Source organism: Thermostichus sp. MS-CIW-34 (assembly GCF_054060435.1).
On record NZ_JBSSDE010000014.1, the window covers coordinates 17787 to 33714 of the forward strand.

Consider the following 15928-nt stretch of genomic DNA (forward strand, 5'->3'; position numbering starts at 1 on the left):
CGGATCCCAGTTACGGCCTTCCCGCCGGTTACCTGCACAGAGCGCTCTACCCCCATTGGCAAGGAACTCAGGAGCTGTTGCAGCAAACCGCGAAAGGGCTGTAAGGACACCCGGTGGTTCAGGCGTGCGATTTCTTAACGGCTTAACTAAGCTAGCATGTTTTCCACGGGATCCCGCAGCTTGGGGTTAACTCTGGCCGCGATCCGATGCTAGACTAGCTAGGCACTTCATGGGCTTCTACCCGTAAGTGCGTCGGGGCGTAGCGCAGCTTGGTAGCGCACCACTTTGGGGTAGTGGGGGTCGTGGGTTCAAATCCCGCCGCTCCGATACTGAGTAATCAGGGGAGGGCTTGGGCCGGACAAAGCCCACTATGCCGGAAACTTTGAGGTACTTTGGCTCCGCTGTCAATCCCTTGCCATTGGCTCCGTTGATCGGCAGCCTTAAGAATCAGGTCACAAGCTTGGCCGGACAATATGGGATCCCGGTTTTACGGTGCTGGATCCCGATGCGGAGCCGACCTTGAACAACATGGGGTTTCGACGGATCTGGAGCGCTTAATCACGGTCCAGGATCCAGGCAATAAGGGGGGGAGCCCTGTGGTCAAGATAATACCGAACGGCTTGGGTCAGGTCGATTTCCAGGTCGCGGTTTTGGATGTCGGTGATCATTCTGTACATCAGCTCCAGGTGAATGCGATCCTCTTTGGTGAGCAGCTCATACTTGCCATTAGGGCTGTTGTTGAGGGCAGCCAAGGCCGCTTGGGTGGCAGTAGCTGTTGGAGAAGGAGGCTTGAGGCGGGCGTCCCGCAGCAAGAGAAACTGAAGCCCAGGGTGAGCAATCACCAATTGGTTGAAGTTATTGACCTGCCAATACATGCTGCCAGCAGCCACTTGGATAAAGGCAATCACCCGCTTTTGGCTGGGGAAATAGAGGTGATCTGGAAGCTTGCGTTTGCCCAGTCTCAGGGTGCTCATGGGGAGGGGATGGATCCCTTGCAGGGCATTGACGATGGTGCGCAATTTGCCGATATCAGCTGTGCTGTCCATAATCGCCTCTTGGGGATAGCTGTCACGAAGCTGGGCCTCGGTATCACGGAGGTAGGGTTCCAAGACTTCGGCAAGATCCTCAGAGAGGCCGGGTGGCTGGGGAGGCGGAGCTACAGCAACAAGACTCTGGGCAGGAAGAAGGGGGATGAGCAGTTGTTTGAGGGTTTGCAGCTCAGTTTCGAGCCGCTGGACACGGGCGGCTAGATTGCTGGCAGTGGGTACAACTTGCACCTGGGGAGGGAGAGGGATCCCGTTGATGTAGTGGCGATAGTAGGCTGAGGCCCGGTTGAGAATGGCCCGGATGGAGGGTTGACCAAGAATATCGCTGAGGTCATCGGCGGTGAAGAGAGCTTGGAGGTGGATCCCTGAGGGCAGACGGGTTTGCAGAAGGGTTTGAAGCTGGGGAGCAGGTGGGGGATCCAGAGAGAGGACGGTTTGGGAGAGGCGATCGACGATAGCCCGGTCAAATTGGGTTTGGAAATGTTGCCAACGGTCGGGGAACAGATTGAGGATAAACAGACTGTTGGGGATACGGGTAAAAAGCTCTTTTAGAGCATCGCCAAAGTTGAGAAGGATATCTCGATTTTCCTCTCGGCCCAGAGCCTCCAATTGGTCGAAGACAATGATCAGGGGCTGGTCGAGCAGCGAAAGCCTGCCGATGACTTTCATCCCTTCTAGGGCAAAGGTGTTGCGATCCAGATCTGCACTCCAGGGGGGCAACCCAATCAAGCCGGTATCCTCGGGATCCAGGTCGGTACCGCTGAGCCAGCGGATGATCTGTTGACGGCGGTTGGGATCCCTGTAGCTGCAGTATTTGATGATGCCCTTGAGAATGTTTTCGGTGGAACCGGTGAGAAAGTTTTGCTCTGCCCACCAGCGCAGAACCCGTTTTTCAATGGCTTGCCATTGTTGACGACGACGCTCGGTGCCTTCTGCTCCCAGGCAATGAAAGAGGTTGAGGGGATCCGCCGTGAGAAGGGAGAGAAACTCTTCAGTTTTTGAGGTTTGGGGGAAGGTTTTCAAGATTTCCACAAAGCTCTTGGCAATCAAGTAGTCGAGCTGGGTGTGGTGATGGGCATCTACCCGTTCGCGCAGGGATTCCAGGGTGTGGCTGTAGATGTGGTGGTAGATGTTGTCGGGATGGGTGGGCTGAGGGATAAACAGGAGACGGTTGTGGCGCAGGAGGTTTTGGGCCACCCGCATGATCAGGTGGGTCTTGCCGGATCCAGGTTCTCCCAGTAAGACAACCCCTCGGCTCTGGTGGTTGGGATCCCGTTGGATGTCCTGTAGGGTGGCAGTGAGCTGCTGGTACTGAGGCTGATAGATGGTGGTCTCGTCGGGATAATGCTGAAAGGGATTGTCAACTCTGCTGTTGGCGAAAGGATTGGGAACATTCTGGGCTTTGAGCTGAGCGTGGGTGAGGTGGCGATAGAGGTGGTAGGTAAAGAGGGCATCGTAGCTGGCGTCGTGGGCCAGTTTGGAGTTGAAATAGCCGCTCTCCAGTTGGATACTAAGATGTTTGCTAAGATACTCTAGACTGTAGCTGGGGAGGTTGGGGAAACATTCCTTGGCAGCTAGCCAAGTGCAAAAAACGGGGTTAGAAAGCCACTCTTGGTTAGCTTGCTCAAAGGCTTGTTTAAGGATTTTTAGGTCTTGCTCTGCGTGGTGGAAAACAAGAGTCTTGCCTTGTGCCAAGCGCCGCAGGTCAGCAACGATTTGGGCCAAAGGTTTGGGCTGGGGGTGGTGGGGCGAGTATTCTTGGGTGTAGGCATGGTAAATAAGCTTGCCGCTGCTGTCGATAAGGGCGATTTCTTTGAGGTTGGGGTTGCCCTCGGTGTCGATAACCAAGTAGCTCATGGAGGGGCGGGATCCCGTGATGCTAATGTGCTCAATATCTTAGTGTAACTCTGGGTAGGCGGGTTCACCCGACACCAAGGGAACTAGAGATGAGTGAGCAGTGGTATTTTGCATACGGAAGTAACCTAGATGCCCAGCAGATGGGACACCGTGCTGTTGATTTCAAGGAAGCTAGGCGTGCTCGTTTGCAGGGATACCGCCTGACGTTCAACAAGCGCGGCAACGATGGAACCGGCAAGGCCAACATTGTCCGGGATCCCTCTGGGGTTGTGTGGGGAGTTGCCTATCTGTGCAGCTCGGACAGGCTGGAGAGGATGGATCGGTATGAAGGAATTCCGGGAGGTCATTACCGTCGCCAGCAGGTTCAGGTTCGAAGCGATGAGGGTGAAGTGATCGAAGCAATGACTTACGTGGCGGGAGATTCATTCATTGATGATTCATTGATCCCAAGCGAGGGATATCTTCAAGGAATCTTGAAGGGGGCACGAGAGCATGGGCTTCCCCCCGACTACATTCATCAAATTGAAGCGATGGGGTTGGGTGGCTGAGAGCACTCTGTCCAAGGGGATTGAGGCTGCTGGCAAACAGGTTCCTGCCCCTGACCTTAAGATGGAGCCTCAAACCAGGTGGGTTGATCCCGAACGGTTTTGGCAGCGTCCAGATCCAAGAGAGTGCGGCCTATCCGATAAAAGTGACGGCACATCCGTTGGCAATCCGAAAGGTCGGCGACTGTTATCTCAATCACCTACAACCATGCCAAACAGGCCACAGTAAAAGGCTGGCCATCGCAATGGTACTCCTCTTGCGTCTACAGATGCGGTGGGGCTAGTGTTGCCAGACTCTCATCTAACTCAGTAACTGTTCTTGCAACACGGAGTTTCTCAATAAAACGATGTAGTCTTGAATCTCTTGCGGAAGCATTTTAATACCGTCAAACGGGGGGATCCCTGAGCAAGCTAGCTCTGAGATAGGCGCTTCACCTCAGCTCCAGAGAGCAGGCGATGGGCTTCATGCAACAAGGCCGGGATCCGGTCGCGGTGGGGGCTGTGGATGAGATAGGGTCGCAGGGCTTCGGCATCCACTTTGTCTGCCCGCTGGCCGGGGAGCCAACTGCCGGCATTGCCCAACAGGTTGTAACGGCTCTTGGCATAGTCCACCAAGTCATAGGCCAAGACCAAATTGCGCAGCAGCAGAATGAACGGGATATTCACTTGTCCGGGGGTTTGGTCGTAGCGAGGCAGGCCCTGGTGCCAAGTTTTGGCGTAGTGCTCTCCCACCTTCTCGATCAAAGCTTGCTCTAGGCGGGCCAGGATCGGCGGCAACAGCTCATCAGCCCGATCCAACAGCTCCACCGCCCGCAGGTGCTCATCAAAATCGCTGGGTCGAGCTGCCCCAATGCTGAGGGTGTGAACCTGGGAATGGGACAGACAGAACAGGTCGTTGAAGACCATTGGGCTGAGAGGTTGGCACAGCTGCACCAGCTTGGCGGGCGGATCGTAAAGCTTGCCCCCCTTATCCGAGGGACTGATGATGAATACCCCCATATCCTGCTGGGCGGCAGCCTCAATGGCGGGCCAGTTGGTTTGGTTGACAAAGTACCAGTGTAGGTTGACGTAATCAAAGCCCCCTGACTGTATGGCTTCCACAATCAACTCCGTTGGCCCATGGGTGGAGAAGCCGACAAAACGCACCCGTCCCTGCCGTACTAGGCGCTGACACACCTCCAGGCACCCCCCTGGACGCAGGCTGTGTTCCAAGTCTTCCCAGGTGTTCAACCCGTGGATGGCCAGCAGATCCACATAATCGAGGTTCAAGTAGCTCATCGATTGCTCGAACTTGGCCAGGAACTGCTGCGGGTCGGCGCTGGGGCCAATTTTCGTCTGCACAATCAGATCTTGCCGGGGAAAGAGCGGCAAAATGCGGCCCAACTGCATTTCAGAAGTGCCATAGCCGCGGGCAGTTTCGATGTGGTTGATGCCCACCTCCAAGGCCCGGCGAATCGTCGCCTCCAGGTTCTGCTGGCTTGCCGCTGGGATCCCTGACCAAGGAGTATCTTGCCAGCTGTGTTGATAGCGCATGCCACCACAGCTCAGCACGGGCATAGACAGCTCGGTACGCCCAAATCTGCGATACTGCATGGTTTTTCCCCTGGACTAAGCCCCATTTTAGAGTGGCCCCACCGCCGAAGCTTAAACCCCAGGCCGACCGCGTTGCGCAGCAGTCTCCATCAGAAATCAGATCAGTCTGGAGATATGAGGCTGCAGGGGAGCGACTAAGCTAGAGTGTTCTCAAGAGTACGGGGCTGACGGGGCTCGAACCCGCAACTTCCGCCGTGACAGGGCGGTGCTCTAACCAATTGAACTACAGCCCCAATCGCTGCGAATATCTATTCTGGATGTGAATGAGGATTGTTGTCAATCATGGTGGTTAGTTTGGCAGCACAGGCCGCAACCCTTGTGGATACTGCTCCCCAAAACGGGATCCCGACGGCGGCGATGCAACAGGTGGCGGATGTGCTCACTCAGGTGGCCCAACACCTGGATCACCTGCAATACACCACCTTGCGCTACCCCGATGGCGGCTGGCTGACGGTGCGGGTGGTCGAGGATCCTGCTGCTGGCGACTCATCCTCAGAGGGATCCCAGCCGACGACCCATCTGTGGATCCCGGCCTTCGGCCACCTGGAAGATGCCCACACCACGCTGGCAGAGCTTAAGGATCGAGCGCCGGAGCTGGAGACCGCTTCTTTTGGGGTCTTGGAGCTGTTGTTCTTGGCGTTGGGCCTTTCTCGGGCCGATGGTATTGTCTTTTACGACCAAGCTGGGGATCGGCAACAGGGCAAGACCGTGGCCTGCCGAGCTTTGATGGAACAGGTCAATCAATCGCTTCGCAGATGGGCCTCTCCACCCCCTTCAATGGCTTGAGCTCTTGAACTTTTCTCTTTGTATGGTTTTGTGGTCATTTCGATTCAAACTAGGACAAAGCGTTGAATGCGGAGGGCCAGAAGGCTTTTCTAAGGACTCCGTCCCGCCGGCGCGATAGGACTCCGTCCCGCTGGCGCGAGCAGTAGCCCGGACGTCTCATCCTAACCTGAAACAACTATAAAACTATTAAAGTTAAAGATCTATAAAGTTTAAAGATCGCAACGCAAAATTCCAGATCCGCCAGATCCGCAATCCGCCCTGCGTCAACTCAAGATGGCCCCCTGTCGGCGGGCAAACTTCCGCAGCTTCTCGTCCATCTGTGCCCCTCGCAGATCTGCTTTGCAAAAGTTGGTGAAGCGCTTGCTCTTTTCTTCTGGGTATCGAGCCAAACGAACCCCACCGCCCATCGACCAGATCACCGAGCTGGCCACCACCAAGGCGATCCCAGCCGCTCCTAACGCATAAACCAAATTGCCCGTGGTCAGGCGGACAAGCAAAAAGGCCAGGATCCCTGAGCCCAGCAGCCCCCCCAAGCCTGTCAGGATCCCTCCCAATGTTTTGGCCGATCCAGACAGTTGGATCAAAACCCTCAGCCAGTAGGGTTGAGGGGTGTTGAAGAGGATGCCGCGCAGATCCGCCCCCTGCAAGTTGGCCCCTGAGAAATCGGCCCCCCGCAGATCGGCCTGGCGCAAATCATAGCCGGCTAGGTTTTGGTTGGCAAAGGACTTTCCCCGTAGATCGGCCCCCGCCATGGAAGGGATCCGCGGTGGGGTAGCCGGCTTGATCCGTCCGCTGCCTGTGATGCTGCTGGCTCGGCCCAGTTGGGTAAAACCGGTGGTGCTCCCCCACTCAGAGGGGATGGATAGCGGGCTGCTGGCTGTCATTCCCCCTGCAGTGAACTGAGGTAGGGGTGTGGGCGAGAAACCGCCTGAGCGGCGCTTGGCCCAGTAGCCGGAGATCACCGATGTGCTGGGATTGGCAGACAGGGGGGAGTTGGGCAACACAATCGGTGCTTCTTCCACCGGGATCCCTTGCAGCGCCCGCAAGACCTCGGTGGCGGTGGCAAAGCGCTGATTGATGGCCGGCTGCAACATGCGGTGCAGAATGGCGTCGAATTCCGGGCTGAGCTGCAGGCAATCCGACCAATCCCACTGTCCCGTTTCATGGTTATAAAACTTGGCCGGAGATTCCAACGTCATCAAGTTGATGCAGGTGGCAGCCAAGGCATAGAGATCGCTAGAGGGACCGACCGCCTGGCCGGCTACTTGCTCCGGGGGAGAAAAGCCAAGGGAGCGAATGGCCGTCGCCTCTTCTGCCGAATCCTGGCCCGGGCCGAGCTGCTTGACGGCCCCAAAGTCGATCAGCACCAATCGACCATCTTCTTTGCGACGAATCAGGTTGGCGGGTTTAATGTCTCGGTGAACCGTGTTTTGGCTGTGGACATAGCTGAGGATCAGCAGCACCTCCTGCATCACCTGCCGGGTTTGTTTTTCGGAGAAGGGCCCATTGCGACGCATTTCTTGGGAGAGGGTGGTGCCCTGGATAAATTCCTGCACCAAGTAGAACTTGTCGCCTTCCTGAAAGTGGGCGTAGAGCTTGGGGATCTGCGAATGTTCGCCCAGGCGCTCCAACACTTGGGCCTCGCGATTGAAGAGCTCCTCCGCCAGCTTGGCCAGTTGCGGGGATCCCTCGACCGGGCGCAACTGCTTGATCACCCGCCAAGGTTTGGAGGGCATGTCCTCATCCCGCGCCAAAAAGGTAGAGCCAAATCCCCCCTGGCCGATGCGCTTGAAGGCCCGGTAGCGATTGCGCAGCAGGAGGGGATGGCCACAAGAGGCACAGGTAGAGGCATCCGCCGGGTTTTCCGGGTGCAAACAGGCAGGGTTAAGGCAGTAGCAAGTGGGCATACCAGTTTGGGGTTACCGGCTGGCGATCCGGACAACCGAGACGGAGCCAAGAAGTCGGCAGGCAAGTTGTGAGAGATACATACAGGTTAGACCAAGAAGAAACAAATCTTGCACAACTGCCTCAGATAGGCTGATCTTAGCGTCTGCCCGCCCTGAGGTTAATCGGACAAATCGCTTAGGTTTTCGGCGGATGGGGTTTGGTGGAACAGAGGAGAACAACAAGGGCTGGACTGCCCTGCAGAGGGAAAACTTAGAATTGATGAATACAGCCATCTTCGCCTGTCATGTTTCCAGCTCTTTCCGGTGCCGCCATTCGGCAAACTTTTCTGGACTTCTACGCTCAGCGGGGCCACCAGGTGTTGCCCAGCGCCTCCTTGGTGCCAGAAGATCCAACGGTGCTGCTGACCATTGCTGGCATGTTGCCCTTTAAGCCCATTTTCCTGGGGCAACGGGATCCGGAGTACCCACGGGTTACAACGGCCCAGAAATGTGTGCGCACCAACGACATCGAGAATGTGGGCCGAACGGCGCGCCACCACACCTTCTTCGAGATGCTGGGCAACTTCAGCTTTGGCGACTACTTCAAAAAGGAGGCCATCGCCTGGGCCTGGGAGCTGGTGACGGAGGTGTTCGGCCTGCCCCCGGAACGGCTGGTGGTGAGCGTCTTTCGCGAAGATGAGGAGGCTTTTGCCCTCTGGCGAGATGAGATAGGGATCCCGGCCCACCGCATCCAGCGCATGGGAGAGGCGGATAATTTCTGGGCTGCCGGCCCCACCGGCCCCTGTGGCCCTTGTTCTGAGATTTACTACGACTTCAAGCCGGAGCTGGGGGATGAGCGGATCGATTTGGAGGATGACTCCCGCTTTCTGGAGATCTACAACCTGGTGTTCATGGAGCTGAACCGGGATAGCGAAGGTCACCTGATGCCGCTGGCCAAGCAAAACATCGACACCGGCCTGGGGTTGGAGCGGTTGGCCCAAGTGTTGCAGGGGGTGCCCAACAACTACGAGACGGACTTGATCTTTCCCATCATTCAAACGGCGGCTGGGATCGCCGGGCTGAACTACTCCAAGGCCAACCCGGAGCAGCAGATCTCTCTGAAGGTGATCGGGGATCACGCGCGGGCAGTGATGCACTTGATTGCCGATGGGGTGCTTCCTTCCAATGTGGATCGGGGCTATGTGCTGCGGCGGCTGATCCGGCGGATGGTGCGCCACGGTCGGTTGCTGGGGATCGGCGAGCCTTTCACCATCCCGGTGATCGAGACCGCGATTCAGTTGGCCGAGGCTGCCTATCCTCAGGTGCGGGAGCGAGAAACCCTGATCAAGACCGAGCTGCAACGGGAGGAAGAGCAGTTTCTCAAAACCCTGGAGCGGGGGGAACGGCTACTGCTGGATTTGTTTACTGCTGTCGAATCTTCCCGCCGTGACAGCAGCTCGCCAAAGCAGATCTCCGGCGCCGACGCCTTCAAGCTCTTCGATACCTACGGTTTTCCGCTGGAGCTAACCCAAGAAATTGCCCAGGAACACGGCTTCAGCGTGGATCTGGAGGGCTTTGAACAAGAAATGGAGAAACAGCGGCAGCGGGCCCGCGCCGCCCACCAAACCATCGACCTCACAGCCCAGGGATCCCTGGACGAGTTGGCGGATTTCCTCAGCCAAACGGAGTTTTTGGGATACAGCCAATCTTCCGCCCGCGGCGTGGTCGAGGCCCTGTTGGTCGAGGGGAAATCGGTGCCCCAAGTGGAGGCAGGGCAAGCGGTGCAGGTCGTTTTGGATCGCACGCCCTTCTACGCCGAGTCCGGCGGGCAAATTGGTGACCGGGGCTACCTCTCCGGGGACGGCCTGCTGGTGCGGATTGAAGATGTGCAAAAGCAAGGGGATCTGTTCGTTCACTTTGGCCATGTGGAACGCGGGATCCTGCGGGTGGGGGATCCCGTCCAAGCCCAGATTGACCTGGCCTGTCGGCGGCGCGCCCAAGCCCACCACACCGCCACCCACCTGCTGCAGGCGGCCCTGAAAAGAATTGTCGATCCCTCGATTGGTCAGGCGGGATCCCTGGTGGCCTTTGACCGGCTGCGCTTTGATTTCACCCTATCCCGGCCAGTCACCCCTGAGGAGCTGGAACAGATCGAGAACTTGGTGAACACCTGGATTGCCGAGGCTCATGCTGCTCAAGTGGCGATCATGCCCCTGGCCGAAGCCAAAGCCAGAGGTGCCGTGGCCATGTTCGGGGAAAAATACGGCGCCGAGGTGCGGGTAATCGACTTTCCGGGGGTGTCGATGGAGCTGTGTGGCGGCACCCACGTCAACAACACCGCCGAGATCGGCCTGTTCAAGATCATCGCCGAGACCGGGGTGGCTGCCGGGATCCGTCGCATCGAGGCCGTGGCCGGGCCGGCTGTACTGGAATACCTGAACGAGCGGGACAGGGTGGTGCGGGAGCTGAGCGCCCAATTCAAAGCCAAGCCCCAGGAACTGCCGGAGCGGGTTGCCGCCCTGCAGGCGGAGCTGAAAGCTGCCCAGAAGGAACTGGAAGAGGTGCGCAGCCAGTTGGCCTTGCTACAGGCCGAAGGTCTGCTGGCCCAGGCGGTTGCCGTCGGAGATCTCAAGGTGCTGGTGGCCGAGCTGGGATCCACCACCCCTGAGGCCCTCAAAACCGCTGCCGAGCATCTGCTCCACAAGCTGGGGGAAGGGGCAGTGGTGCTGGGATCGGTGCCGGAAGCCGGTAAGGTCAGCCTGGTGGCTGCCTTTAGCCCTGCGGTGCAGCAACTTGGCCTGAAGGCGGGATCCTTCATCGGCGAGATTGCCAAACTGACTGGGGGCGGTGGTGGCGGACGGCCCAACTTGGCCCAAGCTGGGGGCAAACAGCCGGAGAAATTGGCAGAGGCTTTGCAGGTGGCCCGGGAGCGGTTGCAAGCGGAGCTGATCTCGCGCTAGGGGAGCGAAGCCCCTTTGAGCAGCAACAGGCCGTCCATCAGCCACTACAGTCTGTTCAGTTTAGGGTGAGACACTCGGGCTATAGAGAGAAGCCTTCTGGCCGCGTATGGGGTTATGGGTTTAGTGTCCTAGTTTGAATCGAAATGACTATAAATCTTCGGCCAGTGGGGTTTCCGACATGTTTTCCAGGCTCAGTTGCACCTGCCGCTGCAGCGCCTGAATCGCCTGGTATTCCTGCTGGATGCTGGCCTGGTACTGGGCAGCCAGGGCGGTGTTGCCTTCGGAAAAGGCTTGATCCCACAGTTGGGTCCAGTAGCGGTAGCGCTTCTGGCGAATTTCCAGCTCCATGTTGGCAATGGCGGCCCGCACCACCATCCGTGGACGCATCAGGGCTACGCGGGTGTTTTCGTCCAGCCAAAGCAGATGGCTGAGGCGCTCGTTGAGCTGCTCATCTTGGGCACAGAGGGTGCGCAAAGCCGTCAGCAACGTCTCTTCTTGCTCTTCCAGCTCCGGCTGAGCCGAGATCAGCTCCAAGATCCGCTGCCACAGCTCCCGGTGGGGGCGAAAGCTAAATTGCAGCTCTCGCTCCAGCAAAGTTTGGCGAATTTCGCGGCGATACTCGCCAAAATGCAGAAAAATCTGCAAAAGATGGGACTCCGACTGCAAGAGTTTGGATCCCTTATTGAGGGAAGGTTGCTGGGGTTTGGCCCAGCGGTACTGCCGCACGGCTCGGCGCAGGTCTTCTTCCAAATCTCGACTGAGGCGACCGTTGCCGCGGCTGAGCAATTCTGCCACTTTGTGCAAATACAAAGAGCGCCATTGTCCACCCAAACCGGCCAGCAGTTGCACAAGGGCTTGACGGGCCTGCTGAAAATCGGTGGCTCGGCTCAGATCCCGACCGGCCAACACCTGTTCAATTCGCCAATCCAGCCACAGGGGAGCTTGCTCGATCAGGGTTTGCAGTTCAGAAACCGCTCGCGTCGGCGGGGCCGAGCTCTTGTACTCCCGCAAAAATTCGTCGGCATCTTTGCCCTCAGGAAGGGTGAGAATGCGCAGCTCAATTTCTCCGCGCCGCGCTTGTTCTTCAATGGCTTCAATGGCCCGGCTGGCGGCGTTCAAACCGGCCCGATCCGCATCAAAATTGAGAATCAGTCGCTTCGATTGGGTGTAGCGCAGCAGGATCTTCACCTGGTGGGGCGTCAAAGCGGTGCCCATAGCGGCTACGGCATAGGCAACCCCCGCCTGATGCAGGGCGATGACATCGAAATAGCCTTCCACCACCAAGACTTGATCGGCTTTGGCAATGGCATCGCGGGCAAAGTTGAGACCATAGACCACCTGGCTTTTGTTGAAAAGCTCTGTTTCTGGAGAGTTGAGGTACTTGGGCTGTCCTGACTCCCCCAAGGCTCTGCCGGCAAACCCGATCACCCGCCCCTGCACATCGAAAATGGGCAGCATGATCCGGTTGCGAAAGCGGTCGTAGTGGCCGGATCCCTGCTGGCGGGGAACCAGCAATCCAGCCTCTTCTAAAAGTTTGACCGGTTGGCGCTTGTGGTTGACCAAGTATTCGTAGAGAGATTGCCAGCCGGGGGGAGCAAAGCCGATTTGAAATTTTTGCAAAGTTTCTTCGCTCAGGTGGCGGCTGTGCAGGTACTGGCGGGCGGCGGATCCTAGCTGGGAGCGGAGGGCATGCCGATAAAAATCGGCAGCCATGGCCAAAATCTCCAGCAGCTTTTCCCGGTGGGAGAGCTCCCGCTCATCAAGGGATCCCAAGGGCTGCGCCTCGGGATTGCGGGTGGGCAGAGGTATGTGGTATCGCCGCGCCAAGTGGCGCACGGCCTCAGCAAAGGAGAGATGCTCGGTCTGCATGACAAAGCGCAGCACATCTCCCCCTGCCCCGCAGGAGAAGCACTTGTAGATCTGCTTGCTGGGGCTGACCTGAAAACTGGGTTTGTGGTCGTTGTGGAAAGGGCAAAGCCCAACGAAGTTCTTTCCCTGCTTGCGCAGCACCACTTTTTCGGCCACCACTTCCACGAGGTCGGCCTTTTGGCGCACCAACTGAATGAAATCGGGGGGCAGACCGCTCATGGCTTCGGGGGATCCTGACCTTATAGTAGCCGGGGGAAACTCGACAGGCTGTCTTTTGACCTGGCCCAACGGGCTTGGGATAATGGGCGGGCCTTAAAGGCTAGTTTTCGGTCAGTCCCTGAGATGAAAATGCGAATGATCAACCTTTTTATCGGGCTTTTGGTGGCAGTATTTGCCCTCTTTTTAGGCCCGCAAATGGCTTCTGCTGAGCCTGATTTGGCCTTGGGAGCCAAGGTCTTTCAGGCCAAATGTGTGGGTTGTCACTTGAACGGGCGCAACACTTTGGTGGCAGCGAAAAACCTTTCTCTGGCGGCTCTTCATGAGTACCACGTAGACACCCCTGAGCTGATCCAGGCCCAAGTGAGAAACGGCAAAGGGGCCATGCCGGCTTTTGCCAAGATTCTCAAGCCGGAGGAGATCGAGGCGGTGGCGGCCTACGTTTTGGATCGCGCTGAGCACAACTGGAGTAGAGGCTAGTGTCCAAAGAGAGGACTCAAGATCCAGCCCTGCTCCAGGGGAGACCAGTGGAGCGGCTGCCTCACGAGCAGGGATGTGAAGGACAGGGATCCCGCCGCAAAATCTTGTCGGTTGGCGTGGGAGCCCATGGCTTGGTGGCGGTGGGCATTTCCGCCCATGGGGTGGTGGCCATCGGCGTGGTGACCCACGGCATCCTCTCTGTCGGCCTGGTGGCTATGGGAGCGCTCTCCTTCGGGCTGGTGTCGATGGGCTTGGCCAGTGCCGGCCTGGTGTCGATGGGCCTCTCCAGTTGGGGACAGCACAGCATGAGCATAACGGAATCCCACGGATCCCATCACCATCCCTAGGTTTTGACCAACAAACACTGCATTTTTCTCTTTCTCTACAGGTTTGTAAGGAGCATCTGCGAATGTTCAGTCTGCAAAGTTACTTGACCCTGGCCAAGAAATCTCTGCTGGCCCTGGGAATGAGTTGTTTGCCCCTTTCTTCTGCCTGGGCCCATGTCACCGTCCATCCCAAAGAGGCCACGGCGGGCAGCTATGCCAAGCTCACCTTTCGGGTGCCCCATGGCTGCGATGGATCCCCGACCGTGCGCCTGCGGGTGCAGATCCCGGAGGGATTCGTCTCTGTGAAGCCGATGGTGCATCCCCTGTGGAAAATCGAGACGGTCAAAAAGCCGCTGGAGACCCCCTATGAGTCGCATGGGAAGATGATTACCGAAACGGTTGCCGAGGTGATCTGGAGCGGCGGCTCGCTGCCCGATGAGTTCATGGATGAGTTCAGCATCAGCCTCAAGCTGCCGAATCGCCCCGGTGAGGTCATCCCCATCCCAGTGATTCAGGAGTGCGAGCAGGGCATGTACCGCTGGATTCAGGTGGCTCAGCCTGGCGAGGATCCCAACAGTTTGCCGGAGCCGGCTCCGCTGCTGAAGCTGACGGGTGGAGACAGTGGACATGGGCACGGCCACGGGCATGGACATGGGCATGGTCACGGTACCCGCTAAGCGGTCTGCTTAGGAGCATGTTTCATCCCAAAAGGGGTTTTGCTTGGATTTGGTCTGGGATCCTCTGCGCCTTGCTGTGGGTGGCCGGGATCCCGCCCGCTTTTGCCCATGCCAGCTTGCTCTCCACCTTCCCGGAGGATGGGGCGGTGCTGCAGGAAGCGCCGACACAGGTGCGGCTTGTTTTCAATGAGCCGGTGCGGATCACGCAACTCCAGGTTTTGGGTAGCAGCGGACGGGCGCTAGCTTTGGAAAACGTGGTGAGCACCGGCAACGCGCCGCAGGGGGATCTGCCCCAGGAGATCCCAGAGGGGGTTTACATTGTCAGCTGGCGGGCCATTTCTGCCGATTCTCATCCGGTAAGCGGTTCGTTTGTTTTCCTGGTGGGAGCGGATCCGGAGCGAGTTCAGACGGTGAGGGCGACCCAGCTTCAAGGAAGGGATCCCTTGTACTGGCCGCTGGTGGGGGTACGCTGGGGGATCTACTTGGGCAGCCTCTTTGTGGTGGGGGTGCTGGGCTGGTGGCGACTGTTGCGGGGGCAGCGGAGCAGTTTCGCCGATTCCGATCGCGTCAGCGGGGCGGAGCCCTTATCTTGGGCTTTTGCGACAGCTTGGATCACCCTCAGCTTGACCGTGGTGGCCTTCAGTCTGCATTTGGCCCAGCTCTACCCTTACTTTAATGGGCGAGAGCTGCTGCGTGTGATGCTTTCTCCCTACGGTTGGGGTACAGGACTGCGGCTGGTGGGGCTAGGGATCCTGATCTGGGCCTGTGAGGGAGGTGCCGTCTGGGCCAGCGGTATGGGGTCGGTGTTGGTGCTCGGCTCCTTTTTGCCCATTGGCCATGCTCTCACCAGTGAGCATCCGATGGGGACAATGGCGCTGCTGGGGCTGCATCTGGCCGGTTCAGCTTTCTGGTTGGGAGGGTTGTGGGGGCTGGAGCGCCTGCTGGGCAAGGAATCTGCTCCCTACCCATCTGTAGGCATCATCCAACGGTTTTCTGACGTGGCCACCTGGGCGGTACCGGGGCTTATCCTGGCGGGGGTGGGGATGGGTGGGATCCACCGCGGCTGGCACTGGGATCATCCCTACGGCCAGTATCTCTGGGCCAAGCTGCTGCTGGTGCTGATGATGGTGGGGCTGGGCGCCCACAACAAGTTTCGGCTGGTGCCGGGATTACAGCAAGGTGGACAGGCCGCGGGCCGGTCGCTGCGCCGGATCGTCCGCCTGGAGTTGGTGGGGCTGATGCTGGTGCTGGCCTTGACCAGCTTCCTGGTGGCCCAGGCTCCTCCCAGTCATGGAAGGCACGGCATGGGATCCCCCCTGGAATCAGGTTGGCAGACCAGTTGTGAAGAGAGCTTGAACTGGCCGGAAGGCAGCCTGCACCTGAGGATTCTGCCCTGTCGTCCTGGGGAAAATCAAATTCGGGCTGAGGTGAAGGGAGTCCCGGCCCAGGAATTGACCCTTGGGTTTTCCCTGCCAGAACAGGGGATCCCCCCTCTACGCCGCACTGTAGCGCCGGATGGGCCTGGCCAATTTGTGGTGGAAAATGTGCCCCTAGCCCTGGCGGGGGAATGGCAGATCGAGGTGAGACTGCTGATCAGCGATTTTGAAGAGCGGCGAGGTCAGATCGCGGTTTCTCTCTGACTGAATTGTTACAGACATTGAAGATCGCGAAAAGAAAAAGCTGAAAA

General features: G+C 58.2%; 11 protein-coding genes and 2 tRNA genes. 8 read left to right on the plus strand and 5 right to left on the minus strand.

The features are described from left to right. Positions 1-253 precede the first annotated feature (253 nt). A tRNA-Pro gene (locus ACVWYY_RS06705) sits at positions 254-327 on the plus strand. A 227-nt stretch (positions 328-554) separates the two neighbouring features. Here ACVWYY_RS06705 and ACVWYY_RS06710 read toward each other — a convergent pair. Next, positions 555-2903, minus strand: a complete 2349-nt coding sequence (locus ACVWYY_RS06710; RefSeq protein ID WP_457439972.1) for an AAA family ATPase — start codon at positions 2901-2903, stop codon at positions 555-557. An 89-nt stretch (positions 2904-2992) separates the two neighbouring features. Here ACVWYY_RS06710 and ACVWYY_RS06715 point away from each other — a divergent pair, with 89 nt between their 5' ends. Further along, the gene (locus ACVWYY_RS06715; protein ID WP_414342279.1) at positions 2993-3451 is read left to right on the plus strand and encodes a gamma-glutamylcyclotransferase family protein; all 459 of its coding nucleotides are present in this window, start codon (positions 2993-2995) and stop codon (positions 3449-3451) included. 408 nt (positions 3452-3859) lie between these two features. Here the strand turns inward: ACVWYY_RS06715 and ACVWYY_RS06720 are convergent, their stop codons facing one another. Then, on the minus strand, positions 3860-5041 hold the full coding sequence (locus tag ACVWYY_RS06720) for an aldo/keto reductase (protein ID WP_457439974.1): 1182 nt from the start codon (positions 5039-5041) through the stop codon (positions 3860-3862). 159 nt (positions 5042-5200) lie between these two features. Then, a tRNA-Asp gene (locus tag ACVWYY_RS06725) sits at positions 5201-5274 on the minus strand. Positions 5275-5323: 49 nt separating this feature from the next. Between ACVWYY_RS06725 and ACVWYY_RS06730 the strand changes: the two genes are divergently transcribed. Further along, positions 5324-5827, plus strand: coding sequence for a hypothetical protein (locus ACVWYY_RS06730; protein WP_414342275.1), 504 nt, complete (start codon positions 5324-5326; stop codon positions 5825-5827). Between the two features lie 263 nt (positions 5828-6090). Here ACVWYY_RS06730 and ACVWYY_RS06735 read toward each other — a convergent pair whose 3' ends face one another. After that, entirely contained in the window at positions 6091-7734 is a 1644-nt protein-coding gene (locus ACVWYY_RS06735) for a protein kinase domain-containing protein (protein WP_457439976.1), read from the minus strand. A gap of 284 nt (positions 7735-8018) precedes the next feature. Here ACVWYY_RS06735 and alaS point away from each other — a divergent pair, with 284 nt between their 5' ends. Beyond that, the gene (alaS, locus tag ACVWYY_RS06740) at positions 8019-10673 is read left to right on the plus strand and encodes an alanine--tRNA ligase (protein ID WP_414406507.1); all 2655 of its coding nucleotides are present in this window, start codon (positions 8019-8021) and stop codon (positions 10671-10673) included. Between the two features lie 147 nt (positions 10674-10820). Here alaS and dnaG read toward each other — a convergent pair whose 3' ends face one another. Beyond that, positions 10821-12761, minus strand: coding sequence for a DNA primase (dnaG, locus tag ACVWYY_RS06745; protein ID WP_457439979.1), 1941 nt, complete (start codon positions 12759-12761; stop codon positions 10821-10823). Between the two features lie 135 nt (positions 12762-12896). Between dnaG and ACVWYY_RS06750 the strand changes: the two genes are divergently transcribed. The 4 genes from ACVWYY_RS06750 (at position 12897) to ACVWYY_RS06765 (ending at position 15881) form a co-directional block, all read left to right on the plus strand. Then, positions 12897-13238 (plus strand): c-type cytochrome, encoded by a 342-nt coding sequence (locus tag ACVWYY_RS06750; protein WP_011433133.1) that lies wholly within the window; start codon positions 12897-12899, stop codon positions 13236-13238. Positions 13239-13285: 47 nt separating this feature from the next. Beyond that, the gene (locus ACVWYY_RS06755) at positions 13286-13585 is read left to right on the plus strand and encodes a hypothetical protein (protein WP_457439981.1); all 300 of its coding nucleotides are present in this window, start codon (positions 13286-13288) and stop codon (positions 13583-13585) included. Positions 13586-13647: 62 nt separating this feature from the next. Further along, the gene (locus tag ACVWYY_RS06760) at positions 13648-14241 is read left to right on the plus strand and encodes a YcnI family protein (protein ID WP_457403485.1); all 594 of its coding nucleotides are present in this window, start codon (positions 13648-13650) and stop codon (positions 14239-14241) included. A gap of 17 nt (positions 14242-14258) precedes the next feature. Then, positions 14259-15881 (plus strand): copper resistance CopC/CopD family protein, encoded by a 1623-nt coding sequence (locus ACVWYY_RS06765; protein WP_457439983.1) that lies wholly within the window; start codon positions 14259-14261, stop codon positions 15879-15881. Positions 15882-15928: the final 47 nt, after the last annotated feature.

Bases quoted from the DNA above. Each gene is read 5' to 3' on its own strand.
- ACVWYY_RS06710 (WP_457439972.1), bottom strand. From the start codon at position 2,903: ATGAGCTACTTGGTTATCGACACCGAGGGCAACCCCAACCTCAAAGAA.
- ACVWYY_RS06730 (WP_414342275.1), top strand. From the start codon at position 5,324: ATGGTGGTTAGTTTGGCAGCACAGGCCGCAACCCTTGTGGATACTGCT.
- ACVWYY_RS06760 (WP_457403485.1), top strand. From the start codon at position 13,648: ATGTTCAGTCTGCAAAGTTACTTGACCCTGGCCAAGAAATCTCTGCTG.
- dnaG (WP_457439979.1), bottom strand. From the start codon at position 12,761: ATGAGCGGTCTGCCCCCCGATTTCATTCAGTTGGTGCGCCAAAAGGCC.
- ACVWYY_RS06765 (WP_457439983.1), top strand. From the start codon at position 14,259: ATGTTTCATCCCAAAAGGGGTTTTGCTTGGATTTGGTCTGGGATCCTC.
- ACVWYY_RS06715 (WP_414342279.1), top strand. From the start codon at position 2,993: ATGAGTGAGCAGTGGTATTTTGCATACGGAAGTAACCTAGATGCCCAG.
- alaS (WP_414406507.1), top strand. From the start codon at position 8,019: ATGTTTCCAGCTCTTTCCGGTGCCGCCATTCGGCAAACTTTTCTGGAC.
- ACVWYY_RS06720 (WP_457439974.1), bottom strand. From the start codon at position 5,041: ATGCAGTATCGCAGATTTGGGCGTACCGAGCTGTCTATGCCCGTGCTG.
- ACVWYY_RS06750 (WP_011433133.1), top strand. From the start codon at position 12,897: ATGATCAACCTTTTTATCGGGCTTTTGGTGGCAGTATTTGCCCTCTTT.
- ACVWYY_RS06735 (WP_457439976.1), bottom strand. From the start codon at position 7,734: ATGCCCACTTGCTACTGCCTTAACCCTGCCTGTTTGCACCCGGAAAAC.